We start from the raw sequence: 24,029 nt of genomic DNA, 5'->3' as shown, positions 1-24,029 counted from the left end.
GTCGCCGAATGTCACCGTAGCGCGTTCCGGCGCTTGCGCGGACCGGCTGCACGGGCCAACTTCATCTTTCCCGTCTGCGTGGGCTCTGCACCCTGCATCTTGCAGTTCTGCCTGATGGCGGCACGCGCATGGAGCACCGCGGCGACCGATCGGGCCGAGAACGGCGCTCCAGTCGCCCGGTGCGGCGCGTCACCCTCCGCGATCTCGCTCACCGACCCGAGACCGCACTCGCTCAAATGTGCCTCAACCCCGGCGAGCGTCGCGTCCACCGGTAGGCCGGCGGCGCACCGCGCGTCGACGTACGGCCCCAGCAGCCACGCCCACGCGGTGCCCTGGTGGTAGGCCGTGTCGCGCGGGACGACCCCGCCGCGGTGGCTGCCGTGGTACCCGAACTCGCCGGGCGCCAGGGTGCGCAGGCCCAGCGGGGTCACCAGGGTCGCGCCGACCGCCCGCAGGACGTGCTCGCGCAGGTGCGGCTCGTCGGCGGCGGGCGCGTACGGCAGGCTGAACGCGAGCAGCTGGTTGGGGCGCAGCACGGGGTCGTCGTGCTCGCTGCCGCCGCCCTTCGGGTACGGCGCCGGGCGCGCGTCGACGACGTCGAAGAGCCAGCCGTCGGGCGCGCGGAAGCGCTTCACGACCTGGGCCCGCACGGTGTCGCGGCGGCTCTGCACGACGGAGGCGTCGCGGCCGCAGCGCTCCCGCAGGGCGCAGACGGCGCCGAGCGCGTTGGCCCACAGCGCGTTGAGCTCGACCGGCTTGCCGTCGCGCGGGGTGACGGCACCGCGCGGGAAACGCGCGTTCATCCAGGTCAGGCCCGAGTGGTCGGCGTCGATGACGAGGAGCCCGTCGGCGGGGTCGACGCCGACGCCGTCGCGGGTGCCCTTCGTGTACGCCGCGACGACGTTCTCGACGGCCGGGAGCAGCTCGGCGGCGAGGTCGGCGTCCCCGGTACGGGCGACATGGCGCTCGACGGCGTGGACGTACCACAGCGGGCCGTCGGCGTCGCCGAGCTCGGTGGCGCGCATCCGCTCGCCGAGGTCGGCGTGGGCCTGCAGCAGCCGGCGGCCCTCCGCGTGCCGCCCGGTGTGCAGGAACAGCCCCTCGTAGGCGGTCATCGTGTCGCGCAGGTAGCTGCCGAACCAGGGGTAGCCGGCGATCACGGCCGGCGCGCCGTCGCGGGTCACGATGAACTGGTCGGCGGCGAGGACGAGCGCCCGGTCCACCCCCTCGCGGGCGCCGGACGCGCGCACCAGCCGGCGGGCCCGGCGGCGGGCGGCCTCGACCGTGGCGGCGGCGCCCGCCGGCGGCAGGTCGTCGGAGCACGCGAACACGTCCGCCGAGTCGCCCGCCGCGAGCGTGGCGGTGAAGGCGCCGGCGGCCCACAGGTCCTCGACGGCGTTGAGCCCGCGGGCGGCCTCCTCGCGGGCGTACGCGTCGAGGTACCACTCCCCGATCGCGCGGAAGCCCGGCCCGTGGACGCGGTAGGCGCTCTCGACCTCGATGCCGCCGTCGTCGAGGATCACCACGTCGGGCGAGGCCGACGTGCGGTCGCGCTCGGCGTCGGCGTCGCGCCAGGTGCACAGCGCGGTGAGGGACAGCTCGACCGTGGCGCCGGGCGGCGCGCTCACCAGGCGGTGGGTGACGGCGACGGCGTTGCGGCCGTGGACCATCGCGACCTCGCGCTCGAGCACGATCTCGCCGATGCGCCAGCGCCACCGCGGTACACCGTCGGCGAGCTCGAACTGCTCGAGGTGATGGTGGCCGGACGGGTCCAGCGCACCGGAGGCCCACTCGTGCACCGCGAGGCGGACGGTCGCGCCGCCGGGCAGGGTCAGGACCGGGTCCAGCGCGGCGAGCGCGAGCCGGCGGTCGGGAGTGACGAGGAGGCCGTGGTACCGCCGGGTGCGCAGTCCCGCGACGGTGCCGGTCGCGTATCCCCCGAGTCCGTCGGTGACCAGCCATTCAGCCTCGAATCCCGCGGCCGTGGAACAGGCATGCGGACCGAAGGTCATCACCGATCCTGGGGGCATGTGCCCAACTATGATCTGAACCCCCTTGCTTCAAACCCGCGCCACGGCGGAATTCGCCGGAGATTCATCCTGGAACGCTGTCGGATAGCCGACGGGGAGCCCGGCACGATTCATTATCGAGTGCGGTGGGCATATGGCAGCCAGCTTCGCGCGTACCCGCGCGTGAACTTTCGACGCACGTAACACGGTGGCAACGGGGCAGCCGTTGAGCACCGGGGTAACGACCTACGACAGGGGCGGGACATGCAGGTTTGGCCGGGCAACCGGTACCCCTTGGGCGCGACCTACGACGGCCAGGGCACCAACTTCGCGATTTTCAGCGAGGTGGCCGAGTCCGTCGAGCTGTGCCTCTTCGACGACCACGACGTCGAGGAGCGCATCCGGCTGGTCGAGGTCGACGCCTTCGTGTGGCACGCCTACCTGCCGGGGGTCGATCCCGGCCAGCGGTACGGGTTCCGGGTCGACGGGCCCTACGACCCGGCCCGGGGGCTGCGCTGCAACCCGCACAAGCTGCTGCTGGACCCGTACGCGAAGGCGATCGACGGGGACGTCAACTGGGACCCGGCCGTGTACGGGTACGACTTCAACGACCCGGAGCAGATGTCGACGGCCGACTCGGCGCCGTTCATGCCGAAGGCGGTCGTGGTCAACCCGTACTTCGACTGGGGCAACGACGCCGCGCCCCGGGTGCCGTACCACCACACCGTGGTCTACGAGGCGCACGTGAAAGGCCTGACGATGCGCCACCCGGACGTACCCGGCGAGCTGCGCGGCACGTACGCCGGCATCGGCCACCCGGCGATCGTCGAGCACCTCAAGCGCCTCGGCATCACCGCGCTGGAGCTGCTGCCGGTGCACCACTTCGTGCACGACCAGCGGCTCGTGGAGCTGGGCCTGTCGAACTACTGGGGCTACAACACGATCGGCTTCTTCGCCCCGTACCACGGCTACGCCCGCCGGCACCGCGGCCAGCAGGTCCAGGAGTTCCGCGGCATGGTGAAGGCGCTGCACGCGGCCGGCATCGAGGTGATCCTCGACGTGGTCTACAACCACACCGCCGAGGGCAACCACCTGGGCCCGACGCTGAGCTTCCGCGGCCTGGACAACGGCCACTACTACAAGCTCGAGGACGACGACAACCAGTACTACACCGACTACACCGGCACCGGGAACAGCCTGAACGTGCGCAACCCGCACTCGCTGCAGCTGGTCATGGACTCGCTGCGGTACTGGGTGACGGAGATGCGCGTCGACGGCTTCCGCTTCGACCTCGCCTCCACCCTGGCCCGCGAGTTCTACGAGGTCGACCGCCTGTCCACCTTCTTCGAGGTGGTGCAGCAGGACCCGGTGGTCAACCAGGTGAAGCTCATCGCCGAGCCGTGGGACGTCGGGCCGGGCGGCTACCAGGTGGGCAACTTCCCGCCGCTGTGGACGGAGTGGAACGGCCGGTTCCGCGACACGGTCCGCGACTTCTGGCGCGGCGAGCCGGCCACGCTCGGCGAGTTCGCGTCGCGGATCTGCGGCTCGGCCGACCTCTACCAGGACGACGGGCGGCGGCCGTTCGCCAGTATCAACTTCGTCACCTGCCACGACGGCTTCACGCTCAACGACCTCGTGTCCTACAACGAGAAGCACAACGAGGCCAACACCGAGGACAACCGCGACGGGGAGAGCTACAACCGCTCGTGGAACTGCGGCGTGGAGGGCCCGACCGACGACCCGCACATCAACTCGCTGCGGGCGAAGCAGCGCCGCAACTTCCTCACCACGCTCATGCTGTCGCAGGGCGTGCCGATGATCTGCGCCGGCGACGAGCTGGGCCGCACCCAGCGGGGCAACAACAACGCCTACTGCCAGGACAACGAGATCAGCTGGGTCGACTGGGAGAACGTCGACGAGCAGCTGCTCGCCTTCACCCGCGGCCTGGCGCTGTTCCGCGAGCGGCACCGGGTGTTCCGCCGCCGGCGGTTCTTCACCGGCCGGCCGGTCCCCCGGCCCGACTCGGCGGCCATCCCGGACGTGGCCTGGTTCGCCACCGACGGGCGGCAGATGACCGAGGAGGACTGGGACAACCACTTCGGCAAGGCGGTCATGCTGTTCGTCAACGGCGAGTCGATCACCGAGCGCGGCTCGCACGGCGAGCGGCACATCGACGACTCGTTCCTGCTGTGCTTCAACGCCCACGACGAGCCGCTCGACTTCGCGATCCCCACGCAGGAGTACGGCAAGGAGTGGGAGCTGGTGATCGCGACCGCGACCGGGCCGGCCCGCGACGGCGTCTCCTACCCGGCCGGCGGCACGATCACCGTCCCCGACCGGTCGCTCGTCGTGCTGGACCGGACGGTCTGATGGTCCCGTCGGCGACCTACCGGGTGCAGGTCCGGCCGGACTTCGACCTCGACACCACCGCCGGGCTGGCCGGCTACCTGCACGACCTCGGCGTGAGCCACCTCTACTCGGCGCCGCTGCTGGCCGCGACGCCCGGCTCGCCGCACGGCTACGACGTGGTCGACCCGCGGATCGTGAACCCGCAGCTGGGCGGGGCGGCGGCCCTCGACCGGCTCGTCGCGGCGCTGCGCGCGCAGGGGCTCGGGCTGGTCGCCGACATCGTCCCGAACCACGTGGGCCTGTTCCAGCCGGCCGCGAACCCGATGTGGTGGGACGTCCTGGCCACCGGACGTGCCTCGCCGTACGCCGCCTGGTTCGACATCGACTGGGACGCCGGCCCGCTCGTGGTGCCGGTCCTCGGCGGCGAGTCGCTCGACGAGCTGCGGGTCGAGGGCGGCGAGCTGCGCTACTACGGGCACCGCTTCCCGATCGCCGAGGGCACGGCGGGCGGGACGCCGCAGGAGGTGCACCTGCGGCAGCACTACCGGCTGGTGTACTGGCGGGAGGCCAACGAGCGGCTGAACTACCGCCGCTTCTTCGCCGTCACCGAGCTGGCCGGCGTGCGGGTGGAGGACCCGGCGGTGTTCGACGCCACGCACGCGGAGATCCTGCGGTGGGTCCGCGACGGGCTGGTCGACGGCATCCGGGTCGACCATCCGGACGGCCTGCGCGACCCCGGCGGCTACCTGGCCCGCCTCCGCGCGGCGGCCCCGGACGTGTGGCTGGTCGTGGAGAAGATCCTGGAGGACGGCGAGCCGCTGCCGCCGTGGCCGGTCGACGGCACCACCGGCTACGACGCCCTCGGCGAGGTGTGCGGCCTGTTCGTCGCCGTTCGTGACGATGCCGGCGACTGGGCGCAGGAGGCGCACGAGCAGAAGCTCGACGCGACGAGGCGCCTCTTCCGGGCCGAGCTGCACCGCCTCGGCCGGATCAGTGACCCGGACTGGGAGGAGCGCCTCGCCGAGCTGGCCTCCTGCTTCGAGGTGTACCGCACCTACCTGCCCTACGGGCGCGAGTACCTCGACCGCGCCCTCGGCGAGGCCCAGCGGCGCCGGCCCGACCTCGACTTCGACCCGCTGCTGCCCCGCCTGACCGACCCGGCCGACGAGCTGTGCGCGCGGTTCCAGCAGCTCACCGGCGCCGTCATGGCCAAGGGCGTCGAGGACACGGCGATGTACCGCTGGAACCGCTGCATCGCGCTGAACGAGGTCGGCGGCGACCCGTCCCGCTTCGGCGTGCCGCCGGGGGAGTTCCATGCGGCGGCCGCGCGCCGGCTGGCGCAGTGGCCGGCGACCATGACCACGCTGTCGACCCACGACACCAAGCGCGGCGAGGACGTGCGGGCCCGCCTGGCCGTGCTCACCGAGCTGCCGGACGAGTGGGCGGCGGCGACCGCCCGCTGGCGGGCGGTCGCCCCGCTGCCCGACCCGTCGTTCGAGGACCTGTTCTGGCCGACGGTCGCGGGCGCCTGGCCGATCGAGCGGGACCGGCTCAGCGCGTACTTCGTCAAGGCGGCCCGGGAGGCGAACCGCTCGACGTCGTGGAGCGACCCGTCGGCGGCGTTCGAGGCCGCGGTCGAGGCCGCCCTCGACCGCGTCTTCGGCGAGCTGCGCGACGACGTCACCGCGTTCGCGTCCGCGATCACCCCGTTCGGCTGGAGCAACGCGCTGGGCCAGAAGCTGGTGCAGCTCACGATGCCCGGGATCCCCGACGTGTACCAGGGCAGCGAGCTCTGGGAGAACTCGCTGGTCGACCCGGACAACCGGCGGCCGGTCGACTTCGCCGAGCGGCGCGACCTGCTCACGGCCCTGGACGCGAGCCCCGTGCTCCCGCCGATCGACGTGTCCGGGGCGGCCAAGCTGCTCGTCGTCAGCCGGGCGCTGCGGCTGCGGCGGGACCGGCCGGAGCTGTTCACCGGGTACGCGCCGGTGCCGGCGACGGGCGTCGCCGCGCAGCACGCCGTCGCGTTCGACCGGGGCGGCGCGCTGGCCGTGGCCACCCGGCTGCCGGTCACGCTGGCCGCCGCCGGCGGCTGGGGCGACACCGCCCTGGAGCTGCCGCCGGGCGCCTGGCACGACGTGCTCACCGACCGGCCGGTGACCGGGCCGGCGCTGGGCGGGCTGCTCGACACGTATCCGGTGGCACTACTGGTAGGGGGCTGAGCGTGGAGTTGCGGGTGTGGGCGCCGGCGGCGCGGCGGGTGTCGCTGCGGATCGACGGGCGGACGGTGCCGATGGCCGCCGCGGACGGCGGCTGGTTCACCGCGGTCGACGACGGCGCCGGGCACGGCAGCGACTACGGCTTCCTGCTCGACGGTGCGGACCCGCCGCTGCCCGATCCCCGCTCCCGCTGGCAGCCGGCCGGCGTGCACGGGCCGAGCCGGGTGTACGACCACACGCGGTACACCTGGAGCGATGACGCCTGGACCGGACGGCAGCTCGCCGGAAGCGTGATCTACGAGCTGCACGTCGGCACGTTCACCCCGGCGGGCACGTTCGACGCCGCGATCGAGCGCCTCCCGCACCTCGTCGACCTGGGTGTCGACCTCGTCGAGCTGCTGCCGGTGAACACCTTCAACGGCGAGTGGAACTGGGGCTACGACGGCGTCGGCTGGCACGCGGTGCAGGAGTCGTACGGCGGGCCCGACGGGCTCAAGCGGTTCGTCGACGCCGCCCACCGGGCCGGCCTCGGGGTGCTGATCGACGCCGTCTACAACCACTTCGGCCCCTCCGGCGCGTACGCCCCGCGGTTCGGCCCCTACCTGTCCGGCGGCGCGAACACGTGGGGCCGGTCGCTGAACCTCGACGAGGCCGACTCGGGCGAGGTCCGCCGGTTCATCATCGACAGCGCGCTGCAGTGGCTGCGCGACTACCACGCCGACGGCCTGCGGCTCGACGCCGTGCACGCGCTGGTGGACCGGGGCGCCACCCACCTGCTCGAGGAGCTGGCGGTCGAGGTCGACGCGCTGTCCACCGCGGTCGGCCGGCCGCTGTCGCTCATCGCGGAGTCCGACCTCAACGACGCCAAGCTGATCACGGCGCGGGAGGGCGGCGGCTACGGCCTGCACGCCCAGTGGGACGACGACGTCCACCACGCGCTGCACGCGATGCTCACCGGCGAGCGGCAGGGCTACTACGGCGACTTCGGCTCCCCCGGTTGCTTCGCCACCGTCTGGCAGCAGGCGTTCTGGCACGCCGGCACCTGGTCGTCGTTCCGCCGCCGCGTCCACGGCCGCCCGGTCGACCGGTCCCGCATCCCCGGCCACCGTTTCGTGGTGTGCCTGCAGAACCACGACCAGATCGGCAACCGCGCGACGGGCGACCGCCTGACGGCGTCGCTCTCCCCCGGCCTGCTGCGCGTCGGCGCGGCCCTGCTGCTGACCTCCCCGTTCACCCCGATGCTGTTCATGGGCGAGGAGTTCGGCGCGCGTACCCCGTGGCAGTTCTTCACCAGCCACCCGGAGCCGGCGCTGGCGTCGGCGGTCGCTTCCGGTCGCCGCCGAGAGTTCGCCGAGCACGGCTGGGCCGAGGGCGAGGTCCCGGACCCCCAGGATCCGGCGACGTTCCACCGCTCCAAGCTGGACTGGGACGGCCGGGACACGGACCTGCTGGCGCTGTACCGCGCCCTGATCCGCCTCCGCAAGACCGAGCCGGACCTGTCCGACCCCCGCCTGGACCGCGTCCGCGTCGTCCACGACGAGGGAGTCCTGATCGTGGACCGGGGCGCCCGCACAGTGATCGCCAACCTGACCCCCGACCCGCGCACGCTCCCGCTCACGGCCGAGTGTCTCCTGCTCACGACCGACCCGTCCGCGCTGCTGCAGGGCGACTCCGTCACCGTCCCGGGTGAGTCCGCGGTGATCCTGTGACGGCTTGACTTTTCGCCGGCCGGCGGCGTTAGATAACCAGGAGGTTAGATAACCGACTGGTGAGGTAACGCATGGTCGCTGACCGGCTTTCCGTGACCTTCGCCGCGCTCGCGGACCCGACGCGGCGGGCGATTCTCGCGCGGCTCGCGCGCGGGGAGGCCACCGTGAAGGAGCTGGCCGAGCCGTTCTCGATCAGCGGGCCGGCGATCTCCAAGCACCTGCGGGTGCTGGAGCAGGCCGGGCTGATCTCGCGCGGGCGGGAGGCCCAGTGGCGGCCGTGCCGGCTGGAGGCCGGGCCGCTGCGCGAGGTGGCCGCGTTCACCGAGGAGTACCGGCGGTTCTGGGACGAGAGCTACACCCGGTTGGACGCCTACCTGCAGCTGCTGCAGGACGATGTGAAGGAGCCGCACGATGACCACGACCGGTGAGCCTGGACGGCTCGGCGTCACCGACTTCGACCTGCCCAGCGCGCTGGAGGTCCGGATCGTCCGGACCGTCGCCGCGCCCCGCGCGCTGGTGTTCGACGTGCACACCCGGCCCGAGCACCTGCCGAAGTGGATGGTCGGGCCGCCCGGCTGGACGATGCCGGTGTGCGAGATCGACCTGCGGCCCGGGGGAACGTTCCGGTACGTGTGGCGGTCGGAGTCCGGCGAGGAGCTGACGATCACGGGCACGTTCCAGGAGGTGCTGCGGCCCGACCGGCTGGTGAGCACCGAGGGATGGAGCGGCGGCGACTGGCCGGAGACGCACAACACGGTGACGTTCACGGAGCGCGCGGGCCGCACGACGATCACCACGATGATTCGGTACCCGTCGCAGCAGGCCCGGGACGCCGCACTCGGCTCCGGCATGCAGCAGGGCCTGGACGCGGGGTACGCGGGACTCGACGCCTACCTGGCCACGCTCGAGATCGAGCCCGCCCTCCCGGCCGCGCCGTCGATGCGGCTGGAGCTGGTGCCCGTGCCGGTCGCGGACGTCGACGTGGCCCTGGCGTTCTACCGGGACAAGCTGGGCTTCGTGCTGGACCACGACGTGCAGCCCGGCAACGGTTCGCGGGTCACGCAGCTCACTCCGCCGGGGTCGGCGTGCTCGATCGTGCTGTACAAGGACCTGCCGGGGCTGGACCTGGCGCCGGGCACGCTGCGGGGCCTGCACGTCGTCGTCGACGACATCCACAAGGCGCGGGAGGTGCTGCTGGCCCGCGGGGTCGACGTCGGCGGGGTCGACGACCTCGGCGGGATCCTCTACGCACCGTTCAGCGACCCGGACGGCAACACCTGGCTGCTGCAGGAGATCCCGGCCGGCGCCGGCCGACCCGACTAGCTCTAGGCGTTGAAGAGGTCCGCGATCTGCTGCATGCGGGCGTCGCTCGTGAGCTCCTCCAGGGGCAGCGGCAGGGGGATGCGCCAGTTCGGGTACTGGTCGGTGGTTCCGGGCAGGTTCGGCTGGCGCACCACGCCGAGCACGTCGTAGGGCGAGGCGAGCACGATGCGGCACGGCGTGCGCTTGAGCAGCCGGTGCATGGCCAGGACGATCTCGTCGTCGGTGCTGTCGGGCTCGGTGAGGCCCTCGGCGTCGAGCAGGTCGAGCAGGGCGGTGCGCTCCAGCGCGGCGGCCGCCCACTCGTCCTTGACGTCGCGGCCGAGCACGCCGGCCTCGGCACGGGCCAGCACGTGCTCGCCGGCCAGGAACCCGGCCGCGGTCGGCAGGTCGTGGGTGGAGATGCTCGCCACGGCGTTGGCCGGCCACTCGGCGGGCGGCAGGAACGCGCCGGCGTCGTCGCGGGTGAACCACAGCACCGCGGAGCCGAGGATGTTGCGCTCCTGCAGGGTCCGGGTGACGACCGGCTCGACGGTGCCGAGGTCCTCGCCGACGACGACGGCGCCGGCCCGGGTGGCCTCCTCGACGAGGACGCCGAGCATGGCGGCGTCGTCGTAGTGGACGTACGTGCCCTCGGCGGGGCCGCGGCCCGGCGGCACCCACCACAGCCGCCACAGCCCGGCGACGTGGTCGACCCGCAGCCCGCCCGCGTGCCGGAAGATGTCGCGGAGCAGCTCACGGTAGGGCTCATAGCCGCTGGCGGCGAGCCGGTCGGGCCGCCAGGTCGCCAGGCCCCAGTCCTGGCCCCGCTGGTTGAACGCGTCGGGCGGCGCGCCGACCTTGGCCCCCTGGGCGACGACGTCCTGCAGGGTCCAGGCGTCGGCGCCGCCGGGGTCGATGCCCACGGCCAGGTCGTGGACGATCCCGACCGCCATGCCCGCCGCGGCCCGGTTGGCCTCGGCGAGCTGCTCGGCGCAGCGCCGCTGCAGCCAGGCGTGGAACGCCACCCGGTCCACGGGCGCCGCCTCGGTGGCCGCCATCCCGGGCCGGCGCAGCGCCGCGGGCCACCGCCGCCAGTCGGCGCCGTGGAGCTCGGCGAGCGCGGTGTAGGTCGCGAAGTCGCGCAGGGCGGCGTCGGTGCCGGGCTCGGCCGTGCTGGGCTCCTCGACCGGGAACAGCAGGGACAGGGCGGCGTGCTTGGCGCGCCAGGCCGTGCCGTAGTCGATGAGGCCGTCCCGGGCCGGTGCCGGGCGCAGGGCGTCGACCTGGGCGCGCAGGGCCGGGGGCGCCGCGCGGTACTCGGGCAGGTCCGGCACCCGCAGGTACAGGGGGTTGACGAAGCGGCGGCTCGACGGGGAGTACGGTGACGCCGGGAGCGGGTCGACCGGGGCCACCGCGTGCAGCGGGTTGACCAGGATCGCGCCGGCGCCGGTCGAGGCGGCCCAGCGGGTGAACGCCGCGAGGTCGGCGAAGTCACCGACGGACCACGAGTCGCGCGACCTCAGCCCGTACAGCTGGATCATCCAGCCCCACGTCCGCGGCGGCTCGGGCAGGGACGCCGTCGTGCCGACCCGGCTGCGGGGGGCCGGCTCCGGGCCGAGGAGGGCGAGCACCGAGGCGACCACGTCGTCGGGGATGTCGACGCGCTGCTTGCCGGACGTCTCGTAGTGGGTGGCGACGCCGTGCGCGGCGGCCAGCGCGTGCAGCTCGTCCGCGGGCCCGTCCGCGCGCGTGGGCTCGGGCCCGTCCCCGCGGGTGGGCTCGGGCCCGTCCCCGCGCGTGGGCTCGGGCGTGGACTGCGGCTTGGACTGCGGCGTGGGCTCCGGTGAGGGTGACACGTCTCCGGTCATACCCGCGCCACCTGGTCGCGAAGCACCAGTGACGGCACGTCGTCGGCGCCGACGAGCCGCAGGGCCTGGCGGACGCCGCGGCCGCAGCGCACGACCGTGTGGCGGGTCGGGCGCGACGCGGCGAAGCGGACCAGCGTGCCCGCCCCCGCGGCATCGACGAACACCAGCTCGCTCGCATCGACCAGCACCACGCTGTCGGACACCGCGAGCAGGGCCAGGATCGCCGGCAGCGCGGCGCCGTTGGACGCGTCGAGCTCGCCGGCCAGCCGCAGGTGGGCGCCCCACCCGCCGATGGTGAACCGCAGCAGCGGGGCGGGGTGGGTGGCACCCAGCCGGGCGAGCAGGTCCTTCGCGAAACGGCGGCGGTCGTACAGGCAGAGCGCGGCCACCCGCCCGTCGCCGAAGAAGCGGGCGACGCGGGTCTCGTAGCCGAGAAGGTCGTCGTCGCGCAGCCCGGCGGTGCGGGTCCAGGTCATCTCGTCGGCCACGCAGATGCCGGCGAAGCCGTCGGCGAGCGCCTCCTCGCGCAGGGCGTCGAGGCTGTCGAGCATGTCGTGGCCGCCGAAGCCGAGCCCGCCGAAGCCGGTGCCGAACCGCAGCACGCTGAACTGGCCGACGCGGGCGTCGGGGACGGCGGCGGTGAGCGCCCGGGCGAGCTCGACGGACCCGGCGTCGAGGAACATCACGACCCGGTGGCCGGCGCCGACGCCGTGGCGCGCGAACGCGACCATCAGGTCGCGGCACTCGTGCTCGGAAGCGTAGGTCAGCGACAGATGGTCACCGAGCCGCCACGCGTCCACCGCAACAGCGTACGACCCCTGGACCAGGCGACTGACGCGGCCTACGCGGGCGGCGGCTGCCGGACGCCGTCGAGGTACACCTCGACCCGTTCGTTGTAGAAGCAGGCCAGTCCGGCGATCTTCTGGCTCTCCGGCAGCGGGGTGCGGTAGATCCAGACGAGGTCCTCGTGCAGCCGGGGCCCGGCGGGGCCGCCCTCGACCTCGACCGACCAGTGGTGCGCCTCGCCCTTGTAGGGGCAGTGGGTCACGGTGGCGGACGGGCGCAGCAGGTCCATCCGCACGTCGGTGAGGGGGAGGTAGTACCGCGTGGGCAGGCTCGTCTCGAACAGCAGGCGCGGGCTGCGGGACTCGGCCAGCACGACCCCGTCGAGCTCGATGCGCACGGTGCGGCTGCTGGCCAGGATGTCGACCCGCTTGTAGGGGTCGCGCGGGTGGGTGTAGACGGGCTCGTCCTCCTCGAACCACTCGCTCATCGCGGCCCAGTCGAGGCGGACGGCGTCGCGCAGCTCGGCGAGGGGCGAGTCGGTGAACCGGCGGGCCGCGGCCTTGGCCACGCCGCCGGCGGTGACGACGTCGAAGATCTCGGCGGTGCCGCGGCTCGGCGACCGCTCGGTGGTGCCGGTGTCGACGAGCTCGGCGTGCACGTCGGGCGACGGGATGTAGTACGCCGGGTAGTAGGGGACCTCCCACACGAGCAGCGGGCGCAGCGTGTCGGCCACGAGGCTGCCGCCGAGGAAGGCTCGGACGCGTTTGGGGCCGGTCTCGACGCGCACCCGGCCCCGATGGTGGCTTTCGGTCACGCTCCCAACGCTACAAGCGGGGCGCGTCGTCCGCGGAGTCGTCGGCGAGCGAGGCCGGGCCGACGATGAGCGGATCCGGGGTGCCCACCAGCTCGTGGTCCTTGCCGTCGTAGTCGAAGCGGCTGAGCACGTGCCGCATCGCCTCCAGCCGGGCGCGCTTCTTGTCGTTGCTCTTCACCACGGTCCACGGCGCGTCGGCGGTGTCGGTGTAGAAGAACATCGCCTCCTTGGCCTCGGTGTAGTCGTCCCACTTGTCGAGCGACGCGAGGTCCATCGGCGACAGCTTCCACTGCCGGACGGGGTCGACCTGCCGGATGAGAAACCGGGTGTGCTGCTCGTTGCGCGACACGGAGAACCAGAACTTGACCAGCTTGATCCCGGACCGGACGAGCATCCGCTCCAGCTCGGGCGCCTGGCGCATGAACTCGAGATACTCGGCGCGGGTGGCGAAGCCCATGACCCGCTCGACGCCGGCCCGGTTGTACCAGGACCGGTCGAACAGCACGATCTCGCCGGCGGCCGGCAGGTGCCGGATATACCGCTGGAAGTACCACTGGGTGGACTCCCGCTCGCTCGGCTTCTCCAGCGCGATCACCCGGCAGCCCCGGGGGTTGAGGTGCTCCATGAACCGCTTGATCGTGCCGCCCTTGCCGGCGGCGTCGCGGCCCTCGAAGAGCACGACCAGCCGGTCGCCCCGCGCCTTGATCGTGTTCTGCAGCTTGAGCAGCTCGATCTGCAGGAGCCGCTTGGTGCGGTCGTACTCGTCCCGGCTCATCCGCTCGTCGTACGGATAGTCCTCCCGCCAGGTGTCGACCGGCTGCCCGTCCTTGCGCAGCAGCACGGGGTCGTCATCGTCGTCGTCCTCGACCAGATAGTCGTCGAGCGAGAGGTCGGCCATTGGATTGATGTACCCGCCCCGGGAGGATTTCACCACTCCCGGGGCTTGAACATCGCGTTACTGGTACCCACGGATCTCCTTGAAGGCGGCGGGCAGCGCGCCGGTGCGGGCGTCGAACGACCGGCCGCCGGTCAGCGTGGCCACCTGCTGCATCTCGGCCACGTTGCCCTCGCCGAACAGGATCGTGAAGACCGGGATCTTCGGCAGCTGCGGCAGCCGGGCCTGGAACGCGGCCAGGTCGGCGCCGACGGTCCGCTCGCCGTCGGTGAGCAGCACGATCGAGGTGAACCGGTCGGGCTCGGCGGCGATGAGCGGCGCGGCCTGGGCGTACGCGGCGAGCAGGGCGTCGTAGATCGCGGTGTCGCCGGCCGGGGCGAGCCCGCCGGCGTAGGCGCGGATCTGGTCGAGGGTCGGCTGCACGTCGGCCTCGGGCACGTCGAACCGGCGGGTCTGGCCGGGCTTCGTGCTGAACGGGATCATGAGCACCTGCTCCCGGCCGTTGAACCGGGTGAACTGGCCGGCCAGGCTGGTGTCGGCGCCGGTGAGCCCGGTCAGCGCGGCCTTGAGCCCGGCGATCCGCTCCCCCTTCATCGACCCGGACACGTCGAGCACGTAGATCGTGCGGGCCGGCTTGCGCAGGCTGTCGCCGAACGCGCCGATGAGGGCGTTGGCGGCCTCGAGCTTGCCGGGGAACGGCAGCTCGGGCAGCGAGCCGCCGGCGGGTCCGAACTCGCCGGACAGGGCGACGCCGGGCACCGCCGGGCGCCGCCACGTCCTGGCCATGATCTCCTTCTGCACGCTGGGCCGGCGCAGGTAGTCGGCGACCGCGGCGTAGTTGTTCCTCGTCTGCTCGGGCACCCCGCTGAGCAGGGTCAGCGGGTAGTCGGCGCTGACCACGCCGTCGGACGGGTACACCACGGTCATCGGCTCGGTCAGCTTCCCGGACGCGTTGAGCGACAGGATCACCGACTCGTAGTTGACCAGCCCGTCGACGGGCTTGCCCTCCTGCTGCTGCTTGAGGAACGCGTCGGCCAGCCAGCCGGACGAGCCGGCGGTGAGGTTCTGCCCGGCGAAGAACGCCCGCAGCCGCGGGGTGAGCGGCGCGATCTGCTCGGCGGTGAGCGCCGCGCCGGTGCCGGCGAGCGCGGCCGCGACGCCGACCAGCGCCGAGAAGCCGGAGTTGGAGCTGGCCGGGTTGGTCATGCCGTAGCTGAACCTGTGCTCGCCGGCGGCGACGGCGATCTCGCTCCAGGTCGGGCGGTGCTCGGTCCAGCCGAGCTGCTGCGCGACCGAACGGCGCAGGCCGAGCACGACCGGCGAGGTCGCGACCTTGGTCGCGGTGCCGATCTTGTCGCCGGCGCCGGGGTGGAGCTGGAGGTACCGGTTGCTGGCGAACCAGGTCGCGTCGTACTGCTGGGCCGCGGTGCCGTTGACGACGGTCTCGACGCCTTCGAGGGTGCCGGTGGTGCTCAGCTTGACCGTGACGCCGGTCGCGGCGGCGGCCGCGTCGAGGATCGGCTGCAGGTCGGCGAGCTCGCTGCCGGCGAGGACGCGCAGGACGCCGCTGCCCTTGAGGTACGGGCCCTCGCCCTGGTCCGGTGTGGCCTTCTTGTCGCTGGTGCACGCGGTGAGCGCGACGAGCGCGAGCGCGAGCCACGTGAAGCGCCTCATGCGAGCTTCTCCTCGACCTTGGTCAGCAGGGTGTGCAGGGTGGTCTGGTCAGGGGCGGGCACGGCGCCGACGATCAGCTCCGGCAGGCGGGCGTCGCCGGGGCGGACCCTGTCCAGCACGGGGCGGGACACCGCCGGGTCCAGCGCCCGGAAGCCGTGCTCGGCGGCGAGGCGCTGCAGGCCGGGGTCGGTCTGCAGCAGCTTCGCGACCTTCGCGCCGGCCTCGGTGAACGGCACGGCCGTGTGGGCGCACATCACCGTCGGCGTCGGGTAGATCAGCGTCTGTCCGCCGGTCGGGGCGGTGCGCGTGGCATGGTCGACGAACTGGGCCTCGTAGATGAGCACCAGGGGCGCGAAGTTGCTGCCCTGCAGCAGGTACTTCTCGAACGGCTCGCCGCTCGTCGTGTCGACGGCGCCCTGGTCGGCGAACAGCTGGGCGACCTCGGCCACGTCCCCCTTGGTGACGCTGTCCAGCAGCGCCGCGTACATGGCGGCCGAGTTCGAGTCCTGCGGGTGCGTGGTCGAGACCAGCACCTTGCGCTCGGCCGGGTACGCCGCGTTGCCCGGGATCTGCTTCCACAGCAGGCCGGTGCGATGCCGCTCGACCAGCCTGGCCAGGTCGAGCCGCCAGACGCCGGTGCCGTCGCGGGAGGCCAGCCCGGCGGTCTGCAGCACGTCGACGATCGGCGTGAACGTGGCGACGGCGAGGGGCGAGCTGAACACGGTGACCGGATCGCCGGCCGGCGCCCGGCGCGCGGCGAGCTCCTGCGCGGCGGCCAGGCTGCCCGGGAACGCCAGGTCGTAGCCGTCGAGCCGGTTCACCATGTCGCGGGAGCCGGAGGCGTCGGCGCGGTAGGCGAAGCCGTGCCGGTCGAACGCGGCGCGGACCGCCGGGTCGGCGAAGAAGCCGAGCTTCTCCGAGCCGACCAGCAGGGTCACCTGCGTCGTGCCGCCCCGCGCCTTGCCGATGAGGTGCCCGACGAGGGCCCCCGCGACCACCAGCGCCACCACGGCGACGATCAGGACTCCGGTGCGTCTCACGGCCCTGATTCTGGCGCATCGACGCAACCACCATCCATATATCCGCTGTTCAGCGGCCGTTCATATAATCCACTGTGGACGTTCAGCCGGGATGAACGGTAACCGCGCCCGCACGCTGGGTACACGGCGGACCGCTACCAGTCGGAGAACGCGCTGCCCGAACGGGCCGGGGTGGCCGCCGGACGGTCGACAGGGGCCGGAATCCGCCCCGCTCGATGGCATACTTGCCCCCGATCAACGACCCCCTTCGAACCTTGGCGGATCCATGGGCAAGCATCAGGCCGGCGTCCCCGGTGCGGGCACGGTGCTGCGCGGGCTGGTCCTCGTCCTCGTGCTCGGCCTCGTCGCGGGCGCGGGCTGGTACGTGCTGCGCGGCGAGCCCACCGAGGCCGACGGCGCCGCCTGCCCCACGACGCTGCACGTGGTCGCCGCGTCGTCGATCGCCACCGTCGTCTCCGCCGCCGGCCGCACGCTGCGCGCCGGCGAGGACTGCATCCTGGTCGACACCGTCAGCGCCGACGGGCGCTCGGGCGCGGCCCAGGTCAGCCAGTCGCCGATCGACGTGTGGATCCCCGACGACACCGCCTGGACGACGCTCGCCCCGCCGCAGTTCCTCGCCGAGCAGGGCAACCTCAACGCGTACAGCGTGATCGCCAGCAGCCCGATCTACATGGTCACCGACCCGGCCACCGGCGACCGCATCAAGGCCGCGGGCGACAGCTGGCTGGGCCTGGCCAACCTGCTGAACGGCCACGCCCCGGGCATCCGGCTGGTCGTGCGCAACCCCGCCCTGAGCGGCGACGGCATGGTCGCGGCCGGCGCCGTCGGCGAGGCGGTCTGGATCGAGAAGGGCATGGACGCCTCGTCGCTGGCGCTGGCGAACATGCTCCCGGTCACCCGGACCGTCAACCACGACCTGTCCGCGCTGCCGAGCGCGGCCGGCGAGGTGGGCCTCGTCCCCGAGTACGCGCTGCTCAGCACGCTGCGGCTGGCCCAGGCCGACCGCCGCTACGTCGTCGGCGCCGACCACACGGCGCTGCTGCGCTACACCTGGCTCCCAACGGCCGCCGCGGTCAAGAACGCGAAGCGGGCGGCGGCGCTGAAGCGGCTGTACAGCGCGTTCAGCTCGCAGGAGGGCAGCCGCGCCCTGGCCGCGGCCGGCCTGCGCGGCCCGGACAACATCCGCCCGATCTACGACGGCGCGAACGTCCTGCCCGAGCCGACCGCGAAGCCGTTCGACGTGCTGGCCCCGCACCACGTGCAGCACATCTTCGCCACGTGGGACCCCGAGGACCGGCGCAGCAACCTGCTCATCATCGTGGACGTCGCCACGGGCGGCTCCTCTCCGTCGCCGGGCAACTCGTCGTCGCCGGGCAAGCAGGCGCCGGTCGACGTCCTCAAGCAGGGCTGCCGGCAGCTCGCCGACCTGATGCCGGTCGGTTCCCGCCTCGGGCTGTGGGAGGTCGCCCCCGGCCAGCCCGGCTACCGCAGAATCGTCCCGACCGACCGCCTGGACGACGCGACGCGGGCGGCCTTCGGCACCTCGGTGAAGTCCCTGGCCGCCCACCGCGCCGGCCCCGGCCTGCTGGACGCGATCGTGGCCGGGTACCAGTCGGTCCGCGACGACTGGCACGACGACATGTTCAACCAGGTGTTCATCCTGACCGACGACCAGAACAAGGACAGCGCCAACGCGGCCGCGGTCACGGCGATGGTGCAGAAGCTGACGGCGCTGAAGGACCCGAGCAAGCCGGTGACGATCAGCGTCGTGGTCCTGAACAAGAAGGACGCGGCGGACGCCTTGAAGAACTCGCTGAAGCCGATGGACGCCTACGTCGACAACGCCACCAGCGCGGACGACGTCCAGGCCGCCTTCATCCACGTCGTGGCGGGCGGCCTGCACGAGTAGCTCTCCGGGGTGTGCCGGGGTGTCCGCGCCGAGGCACGCACCGCTCACCCTGCGCGGCGGGCAGCCACCCCGCCGCGCGAACATCGTCACCTGCGGCCACACCGCACCCTCGCCGTCACCCGGGCAGCCACCACCCGCCGCGCGAACATCGTCACCCGCGGCCGCACCGCACCCCCACCGCGACCCGGGCAGCACCCTGCGCGACGGCACGCGTCATCGTCCACCGCACGGACCCCCGGTCCCGAGCGGCCGGCCGGCACCGACCGCCGCTACGCGGGGGTCGTGGGCGAGTCGAGCCAGTCGTTGATCAGGCCCGTGAAGTCGCGCCCCGTCTGCCGGTTCACGAACGCGATGAAGGACGCGCGGTCCTGGGCCGTGCCCGCGTAGGTGCGCACCCAGGCCCGCCCCAGCGCGAAGAACTTCGCGTCACCCAGCGCCTTGTGCAGCTCCCGCAGCATGAGCGCCGGGCAGAGGTAGACGTTGCCCTCCGCGAAGCTGTCCGCCGGCGGGTTGCCCGGCGGGCCGATCTCCTTGCGCAGCCGCGCGTCCGCCGCGCGCGCCTGCCGCTCCCATCGCTCGATGGCAGCCGTGTCTCCCCGGGCGACGTACAACTGCTCGACGTAGCTCGCCCAGCCCTCGTTGAGCCAGACGTCACGCCACGTCGACGGGCCAACGGCGTCGCCGAACCAATGATGGGCGTACTCGTGCACCATGACCTGCCGGACGCCCTGGCCGGCCGCGACCTGATCGCCGAGGGTGACCATCTGCTGGGTCTCCATCGCCGATGCCGACGGCACAACCACCACGCCCGCGCTGGGGAACGGATATGGGCCGAACCGTTCCTCAAGCCAGCCGATGAACTCGCCCGACTGTACCAGGGCATCGACCGCCGCATCGTCCCGCCCGGTACGCGTCCAGACCGTCACCGGAAGGCCTCGCGGCCCGCTGACCTGCGTCTTCGTGTACCGGCCGACCGCCAGCGTGGTCAGGTAGCTGGCCACCGGCGTGGTCGTCGTGTACTCGAACGTGCTGCCCGACTGCGCCTTCGGCGTGCCGCTCGCGATCCCGGCCCAGCCGGCCGGCACCGTCACCGCGATGTCGTAGAGCGCCTTGTCCGACGGCTGGTCGCTCACGGGGTACCACGTGGAGGCCCCATAAGGCTCCTGCATCGTCCACAGCTCGCCGTCGGGCGTGACGGTCAGCCCCAGCGGCTCGGCGTCCCCGCGGTGCGAGGGCATCGGCACCGTCCGCGGCGTGCCCCGGTACTCCACGACCAGCGTCGCGACGGCCCCCGCCGCCAGCGGGCGGTCGACCGTCAGGTCCTCGCCCGTGAAGCTCGCGGGGGCGTCGCCGCCGTCGACGCTCGCCTTCCCGATCGTGTACGCGCTGGAGAAGTCGAGCCGCACCTGCCGCACCGCCTGCACGGCCCGCAGCCGGATCGTCACCCGGCCGGCGAGGGTCTTCGTCTGCGGCGTCCAGGTCAGCGCCAGTCCGTAGTGGAGCACGTCGATCGCCGGGTTGCCGTAGTCGGGGTACAGCGGATCCGCCACGGGTGTCGACGTGCCGTCCGCGGCCGCGTGCGGCACCGGCAACGGTTGCGCCCGCGAGATCACCGGGGCCGAGCAGCCCGTCGTGCCGGCCGCCAGGACCCCGGTGATCGCGATCGCGCTCAGCAGTCGTCGCATCGGCCCAAGGCTAACCGCAGCCCAGCGCGTCCTTCAGGGCCGCGAGGTTGGCCCGCATCACGGTGAAGTAGGTGGCGTCACCCTCGACGCCCTCGATCGGGTCGAGCACGGCCGCCTTCGCGCCGACCTCCTTCGCCACCGTCTCGGACAGCTTCGGGCTGACCAGCGCCTCGAAGAAGATCGTCGTGACGCCCTTCTCCTTCGCCAGCCGCGCCACCTCCGCGACCCGCTGCGGGCTCGGCTCCGCCTCGGGGTCCAGCCCCGAGATCGGCACCTGGTTCAGCCCGTACCGCGCCGCGAGGTAGCCGAACGCCGCATGACTGGTGACGATGTCGCGCCGCTGGCAGGATGTGAGTCCCGTCCGGTACTCCTGGTCAAGCTGCTGCAACTCGCCCTGCAGCTGGGTGGCGCGCGTCTTGATGCCGCTCGTGTCGGCGCCGTCGACCTGCTGGAGACGCTCGCTGAGCTTGCCCACGATCACCGACAGGCGCACGGGGTCGAGCCAGACGTGCGGGTCCTTGCCGTGCTCCTCGTCCCCGCTGCCCTCCTTGAGCGTCTCGACGCCGGCGACGTCGAACGCGTGGCCCTTCGCCTCCTGCCCGACCGCCTCGTCGACGGCCGGCTGGAACCCCGAGAGGTACACGACCAGGTCGGCCTGCTCGATCGCGGCCAGCTGGCCGGGCTGCAGCTCGAGGTCGTGCGGCTCGGCGCCGGCCTTGGTGAGGTTGGTGACGCGGACCCCGGCGCCGCCGATGCGTTCGCTGATGAACTGCAGCGGGTAGAACGCCGCCACGACCTGCGGGCCCCCGCCGCCTCCGCCGGCCCCGCCGGCCTGGTCGTCTCCGCAAGCACCGGCCCCGGCCACCACCGCAAGGGCGGCCAGGCTAGCCACAATCCCACGACGCAACATGCCGACGAGTGTGTCCCTTGATGACAATGATTGTCAAAAACGCATGGGACGTGGCTCGTTGCAGGCGGTCGGTCACGACATGGATGTTCAACAAGCGGCAGCCCCGGAATTTTGTCGTACCCCGCGTCGAGAATCCCGGTACCGCCTCGACCAGTTGGTGACCACGAAGTCCGAGAAGGGATTGCCATCATGTCCAAGCTGCGTGTCCAGCGTTTCTGCCTCTCGCTCGACGGCTACGGCGCCGGCGCCGGCCAGAGCCGCCAGGACCCGGTCGGCGTCGGCGGGGAGCGGCTGCACGAGTGGATGTTCCCGACCCGCACCTGGCACCGGATGACGGGCGAGGAGGGCGGCGCGACCGGCGTCGACGACCAGTTCCTCGTCGAGGCCACCGACGGGATCGGCGCCACGATCATGGGCCGCAACATGTTCGGCCCGGTCCGCGGGCCGTGGAGCTCCGACCCGTCGTGGTCGGGCTGGTGGGGCCCCAACCCGCCGTATCACCACCCGGTCTTCGTCCTCACCCACGAGCCGCGCGAGAGCATCCCGATGGAGGGCGGCACGGTCTTCCACTTCGTGACCGACGGCATCGAGTCCGCGCTGGAGCAGGCCGTCAAGGCGGCCGGCGGCCAGGACGTCGCGGTCGCGGGCGGCGTCTCGACCGTCAAGCAGTATCTGCGGGCGGGCCTCGTCGACTCCCTGCACCTGCCGATCGTCCCCGTGCTGCTGGGCCGCGGCGAGCGCCTCCTCGACGAGCCGTTCCCGGGCTACGAGTGCACCTACTTCGCCAGCTCCGACACGGTCACCCACGTCCGCCTGGAGCGGGTGCGGTCATGACGGCGCTGGTCACGGCGCTGGTCACGGGGCCTGCCACGGGCCGCGCCCTGCAGCTCGTCACGGCGCGCGGAACTGGCGGGCCGTCAGGCCGAACCAGCGGTCGGTCAGCCCCTCGTCCCGCATGCCGAGGCGCCGGGCCACGGCCTGGGACCGCTCGTTGTCGGGGTCCGTGAGGGCGAGGACGCCAGGCGGCGCGTCCCGCAGCAGCCGCCGCGCGGCCTCCGTGGCCAGGCCACGGCCCTGGTGGTCGGGGTGCAGGTGCCAGCCGACCTCGACCTCGCCGGTGGGCCCGTCGCCGTCGTGCAGCGGCAGCAGCAGGGCGGTGCCGACCGGGTGCCCGCTCCCGTCGGGCACGATGGCCCAGAGCCCGTAGGGGTCGGCGAGCTCCCGCTCCCGCGCCTGCCACCGGGCCAGCCGCTCCCGGGCCTCGTCGAGGTCCACCAACGCCCGCCGCGGCTGCGGCCCGAGCCACCGCATGACGTCCCACCGGGAGTAGATGTCGAAGAACGCGTCGAGATCGTCCGCGACCCAGTGCCGCAGCTGCACCGCACCCACCCACTTCCCGAGCCCGCTTCCGAGCCCGCTTCCAAGGCCGCTTCCGACAGCCCGCTTCCGACGGCCCGCTGTCTGAGGACCGTTTCCTGAGGCACGTTCCTGAGGCGGCTTTTCCGAGACCCGCTCCCCCGACCGCACCTGCCGGCCCACCAGCGTGCGGCAGCCCACCCGCCGTTGTCGACGGTCAGCGCCTCGGGGTCGGGTTGACAGGAGGGTGGCCCCGCGAGTTGATGGGGACCATGACCGGTGAAGCGGGGCTGCGGGGTGCGGACGGGATCGGGTTCCTGCCGACGACCGACCTGGAGCGGGCGCGGCGGTTCTTCGGGGAGGCCCTGGGGCTCGCCGTGGAGGAGGCGACGCCGTTCGCGTGCGTGGTGCGGGCCGGGGCCACCATGCTGCTGGTGACGAAGGTGGAGGAGCTGCGGCCACAGCCGTTCACGGTGTTCGGCTGGGCGGTCGGCGACATCCGCGCCGCCATCGCCGCCCTGCGGTCCGCGGGCGTGGAGATGCTGCGCTACGAGGGCATGCCGCAGGACACCGACGGCGTGTGGACGACACCGGGCGGAGAGGAGATCGCCTGGTTCCACGACCCCGACGGCAACACGCTGTCACTGACCCGCTTCACGAACCCGCCCACCTGATCCCGGACGACCAGCCCGAGCGGCCAGCCGCCCGGCCGCGCCCCACCCCGGAGCGTCCGCCGGGGAAGCCGGCCGCCCGGCCGCGCCCCACCCCCGGAGTGTCCGACGAGGGGGCTGGCAACGCGGGTCGGTCGCAGCGAGGAGTGCCGGCCCCACCGCGGGTCACCCCGCGGCGGCGGCCGGTGGCGGGCTCAGGGTGTAGTGCCAGCCGGGCTGCCAGGCGAACGGGGCATCCACCAGGTCCTCCAGCCTTGCGCCGGTGAGCAGGTGGTCCAGGGACCAGCGGTTGGCGGAGTGGGCGATGACCAGCACCCGGTGGCCGTCCCACTGCGCCGCCAGGTCGGCCAGGAACGACCTGGTCAGGTCGACGACGTCGCGGAAGCTCTGGCCGCCGGGGAACGGTACGTCGATGCGGGACCGGCGCTCCTGCGCCACTCGGGAGACCGGGGCGCCGTTCAGGGCGCCGTAGTTGCACTCGCGGAGGCGGTCGTCGACGTGGACCGGGATCGGGGTGCCCGCGAAGGCGATCGTCGCCGTCTCCACCGCGCGGGCCAGGTCGGAGACGAACACCGCCGACAGGCCGTCCGCGCGGCGGCGGGCGCCCAGGTCGCGGGCCAGGTCGCGGCCGCGGGCGGAGAGGCGTCCCGGGAGCCAGCCGGTGGCGATGCCCGCCTCGTTGTCCTCGGTCACCGCATGGGTCTCGTACACGATCTCGACCGCCATCGTTGCCCACGGTACCGTTGCGGACTCCCGGTCGCCGGGGAACGCGACGGCGCACACCGGCGCGAGGCCGCCCGGGCCCGGGCGAGGGCGGCCCGCGAGGCGAACAG

19 protein-coding genes are annotated in these 24,029 nt (G+C 73.0%); 8 read left to right on the top strand and 11 right to left on the bottom strand.

All coding sequences use genetic code 11. The features are described 5' to 3' along the window. Positions 1-11: 11 nt before the first annotated feature. On the bottom strand, positions 12-2,012 hold the full coding sequence (locus IEZ31_RS13735) for an amylo-alpha-1,6-glucosidase (protein ID WP_190250193.1): 2,001 nt from the start codon (positions 2,010-2,012) through the stop codon (positions 12-14). Positions 2,013-2,273: 261 nt separating this feature from the next. Here IEZ31_RS13735 and glgX point away from each other — a divergent pair, with 261 nt between their 5' ends. From glgX to IEZ31_RS13710, 5 genes are all read left to right on the top strand, one after another. After that, complete coding sequence (gene glgX / locus IEZ31_RS13730) at positions 2,274-4,379, top strand: glycogen debranching protein GlgX (RefSeq protein WP_190250192.1); 2,106 nt, start codon at positions 2,274-2,276, stop codon at positions 4,377-4,379. Next, positions 4,379-6,580, top strand: a complete 2,202-nt coding sequence (gene treY / locus IEZ31_RS13725; RefSeq protein ID WP_190250191.1) for a malto-oligosyltrehalose synthase — start codon at positions 4,379-4,381, stop codon at positions 6,578-6,580. Before glgX ends, treY begins: the two co-directional genes overlap by 1 nt. 2 nt (positions 6,581-6,582) lie before the next feature. Beyond that, complete coding sequence (treZ, locus tag IEZ31_RS13720; protein WP_190250190.1) at positions 6,583-8,286, top strand: malto-oligosyltrehalose trehalohydrolase; 1,704 nt, start codon at positions 6,583-6,585, stop codon at positions 8,284-8,286. A 71-nt stretch (positions 8,287-8,357) separates the two neighbouring features. Further along, complete coding sequence (locus tag IEZ31_RS13715) at positions 8,358-8,714, top strand: ArsR/SmtB family transcription factor (protein ID WP_190250189.1); 357 nt, start codon at positions 8,358-8,360, stop codon at positions 8,712-8,714. Continuing rightward, positions 8,698-9,609 (top strand): SRPBCC domain-containing protein, encoded by a 912-nt coding sequence (locus IEZ31_RS13710; RefSeq protein ID WP_190250188.1) that lies wholly within the window; start codon positions 8,698-8,700, stop codon positions 9,607-9,609. The genes IEZ31_RS13715 and IEZ31_RS13710 overlap by 17 nt, the downstream gene beginning before the upstream one ends. 2 nt (positions 9,610-9,611) lie before the next feature. Here the strand turns inward: IEZ31_RS13710 and malQ are convergent, their stop codons facing one another. The 6 genes from malQ to IEZ31_RS13680 are packed head-to-tail and all read right to left on the bottom strand — an operon-like array spanning position 9,612 to position 16,665. Then, on the bottom strand, positions 9,612-11,456 hold the full coding sequence (malQ, locus tag IEZ31_RS13705; RefSeq protein ID WP_190250187.1) for a 4-alpha-glucanotransferase: 1,845 nt from the start codon (positions 11,454-11,456) through the stop codon (positions 9,612-9,614). Beyond that, positions 11,453-12,256, bottom strand: coding sequence for an MEDS domain-containing protein (locus tag IEZ31_RS13700; protein ID WP_190250186.1), 804 nt, complete (start codon positions 12,254-12,256; stop codon positions 11,453-11,455). The genes malQ and IEZ31_RS13700 overlap by 4 nt, the downstream gene beginning before the upstream one ends. A gap of 41 nt (positions 12,257-12,297) precedes the next feature. Further along, positions 12,298-13,056: a DUF427 domain-containing protein gene (locus IEZ31_RS13695; RefSeq protein ID WP_190250185.1), complete on the bottom strand. Its 759-nt coding sequence runs from the start codon at positions 13,054-13,056 to the stop codon at positions 12,298-12,300. Between the two features lie 10 nt (positions 13,057-13,066). Continuing rightward, entirely contained in the window at positions 13,067-13,954 is an 888-nt protein-coding gene (gene ppk2, locus IEZ31_RS13690) for a polyphosphate kinase 2 (RefSeq protein ID WP_190250184.1), read from the bottom strand. A gap of 57 nt (positions 13,955-14,011) precedes the next feature. Further along, a complete protein-coding gene (locus IEZ31_RS13685; protein ID WP_190250183.1) occupies positions 14,012-15,625 on the bottom strand; it encodes a vWA domain-containing protein in 1,614 nt (537 codons plus the stop codon). Continuing rightward, positions 15,622-16,665, bottom strand: coding sequence for a hypothetical protein (locus IEZ31_RS13680; protein WP_190250182.1), 1,044 nt, complete (start codon positions 16,663-16,665; stop codon positions 15,622-15,624). The genes IEZ31_RS13685 and IEZ31_RS13680 overlap by 4 nt, the downstream gene beginning before the upstream one ends. A gap of 265 nt (positions 16,666-16,930) precedes the next feature. Here IEZ31_RS13680 and IEZ31_RS13675 point away from each other — a divergent pair, with 265 nt between their 5' ends. Further along, entirely contained in the window at positions 16,931-18,574 is a 1,644-nt protein-coding gene (locus IEZ31_RS13675) for a substrate-binding domain-containing protein (RefSeq protein WP_190250181.1), read from the top strand. 269 nt (positions 18,575-18,843) lie between these two features. Here the strand turns inward: IEZ31_RS13675 and IEZ31_RS13670 are convergent, their stop codons facing one another. Both IEZ31_RS13670 and IEZ31_RS13665 read right to left on the bottom strand, forming a co-directional pair. Then, the gene (locus IEZ31_RS13670; protein WP_190250180.1) at positions 18,844-20,259 is read right to left on the bottom strand and encodes a M1 family metallopeptidase; all 1,416 of its coding nucleotides are present in this window, start codon (positions 20,257-20,259) and stop codon (positions 18,844-18,846) included. A 10-nt stretch (positions 20,260-20,269) separates the two neighbouring features. Continuing rightward, entirely contained in the window at positions 20,270-21,169 is a 900-nt protein-coding gene (locus IEZ31_RS13665) for a metal ABC transporter substrate-binding protein (RefSeq protein WP_190250179.1), read from the bottom strand. A 189-nt stretch (positions 21,170-21,358) separates the two neighbouring features. Here IEZ31_RS13665 and IEZ31_RS13660 point away from each other — a divergent pair, with 189 nt between their 5' ends. Then, a complete protein-coding gene (locus IEZ31_RS13660; protein WP_190250178.1) occupies positions 21,359-22,003 on the top strand; it encodes a dihydrofolate reductase family protein in 645 nt (214 codons plus the stop codon). A 57-nt stretch (positions 22,004-22,060) separates the two neighbouring features. Here the strand turns inward: IEZ31_RS13660 and IEZ31_RS13655 are convergent, their stop codons facing one another. Continuing rightward, entirely contained in the window at positions 22,061-22,549 is a 489-nt protein-coding gene (locus IEZ31_RS13655; RefSeq protein WP_229834930.1) for a GNAT family N-acetyltransferase, read from the bottom strand. Positions 22,550-22,797: 248 nt separating this feature from the next. Between IEZ31_RS13655 and IEZ31_RS13650 the strand changes: the two genes are divergently transcribed. Next, positions 22,798-23,199: a VOC family protein gene (locus IEZ31_RS13650; RefSeq protein ID WP_190250176.1), complete on the top strand. Its 402-nt coding sequence runs from the start codon at positions 22,798-22,800 to the stop codon at positions 23,197-23,199. Between the two features lie 162 nt (positions 23,200-23,361). Here IEZ31_RS13650 and IEZ31_RS13645 read toward each other — a convergent pair whose 3' ends face one another. Beyond that, positions 23,362-23,922, bottom strand: coding sequence for a histidine phosphatase family protein (locus IEZ31_RS13645; protein ID WP_190250175.1), 561 nt, complete (start codon positions 23,920-23,922; stop codon positions 23,362-23,364). Positions 23,923-24,029: the final 107 nt, after the last annotated feature.

The organism is Dactylosporangium sucinum, assembly GCF_014647515.1.
Taxonomy (GTDB): Bacteria; Actinomycetota; Actinomycetes; order Mycobacteriales; family Micromonosporaceae; genus Dactylosporangium; species Dactylosporangium sucinum.
This window is presented reverse-complemented; position numbering and strand designations above follow the sequence as displayed.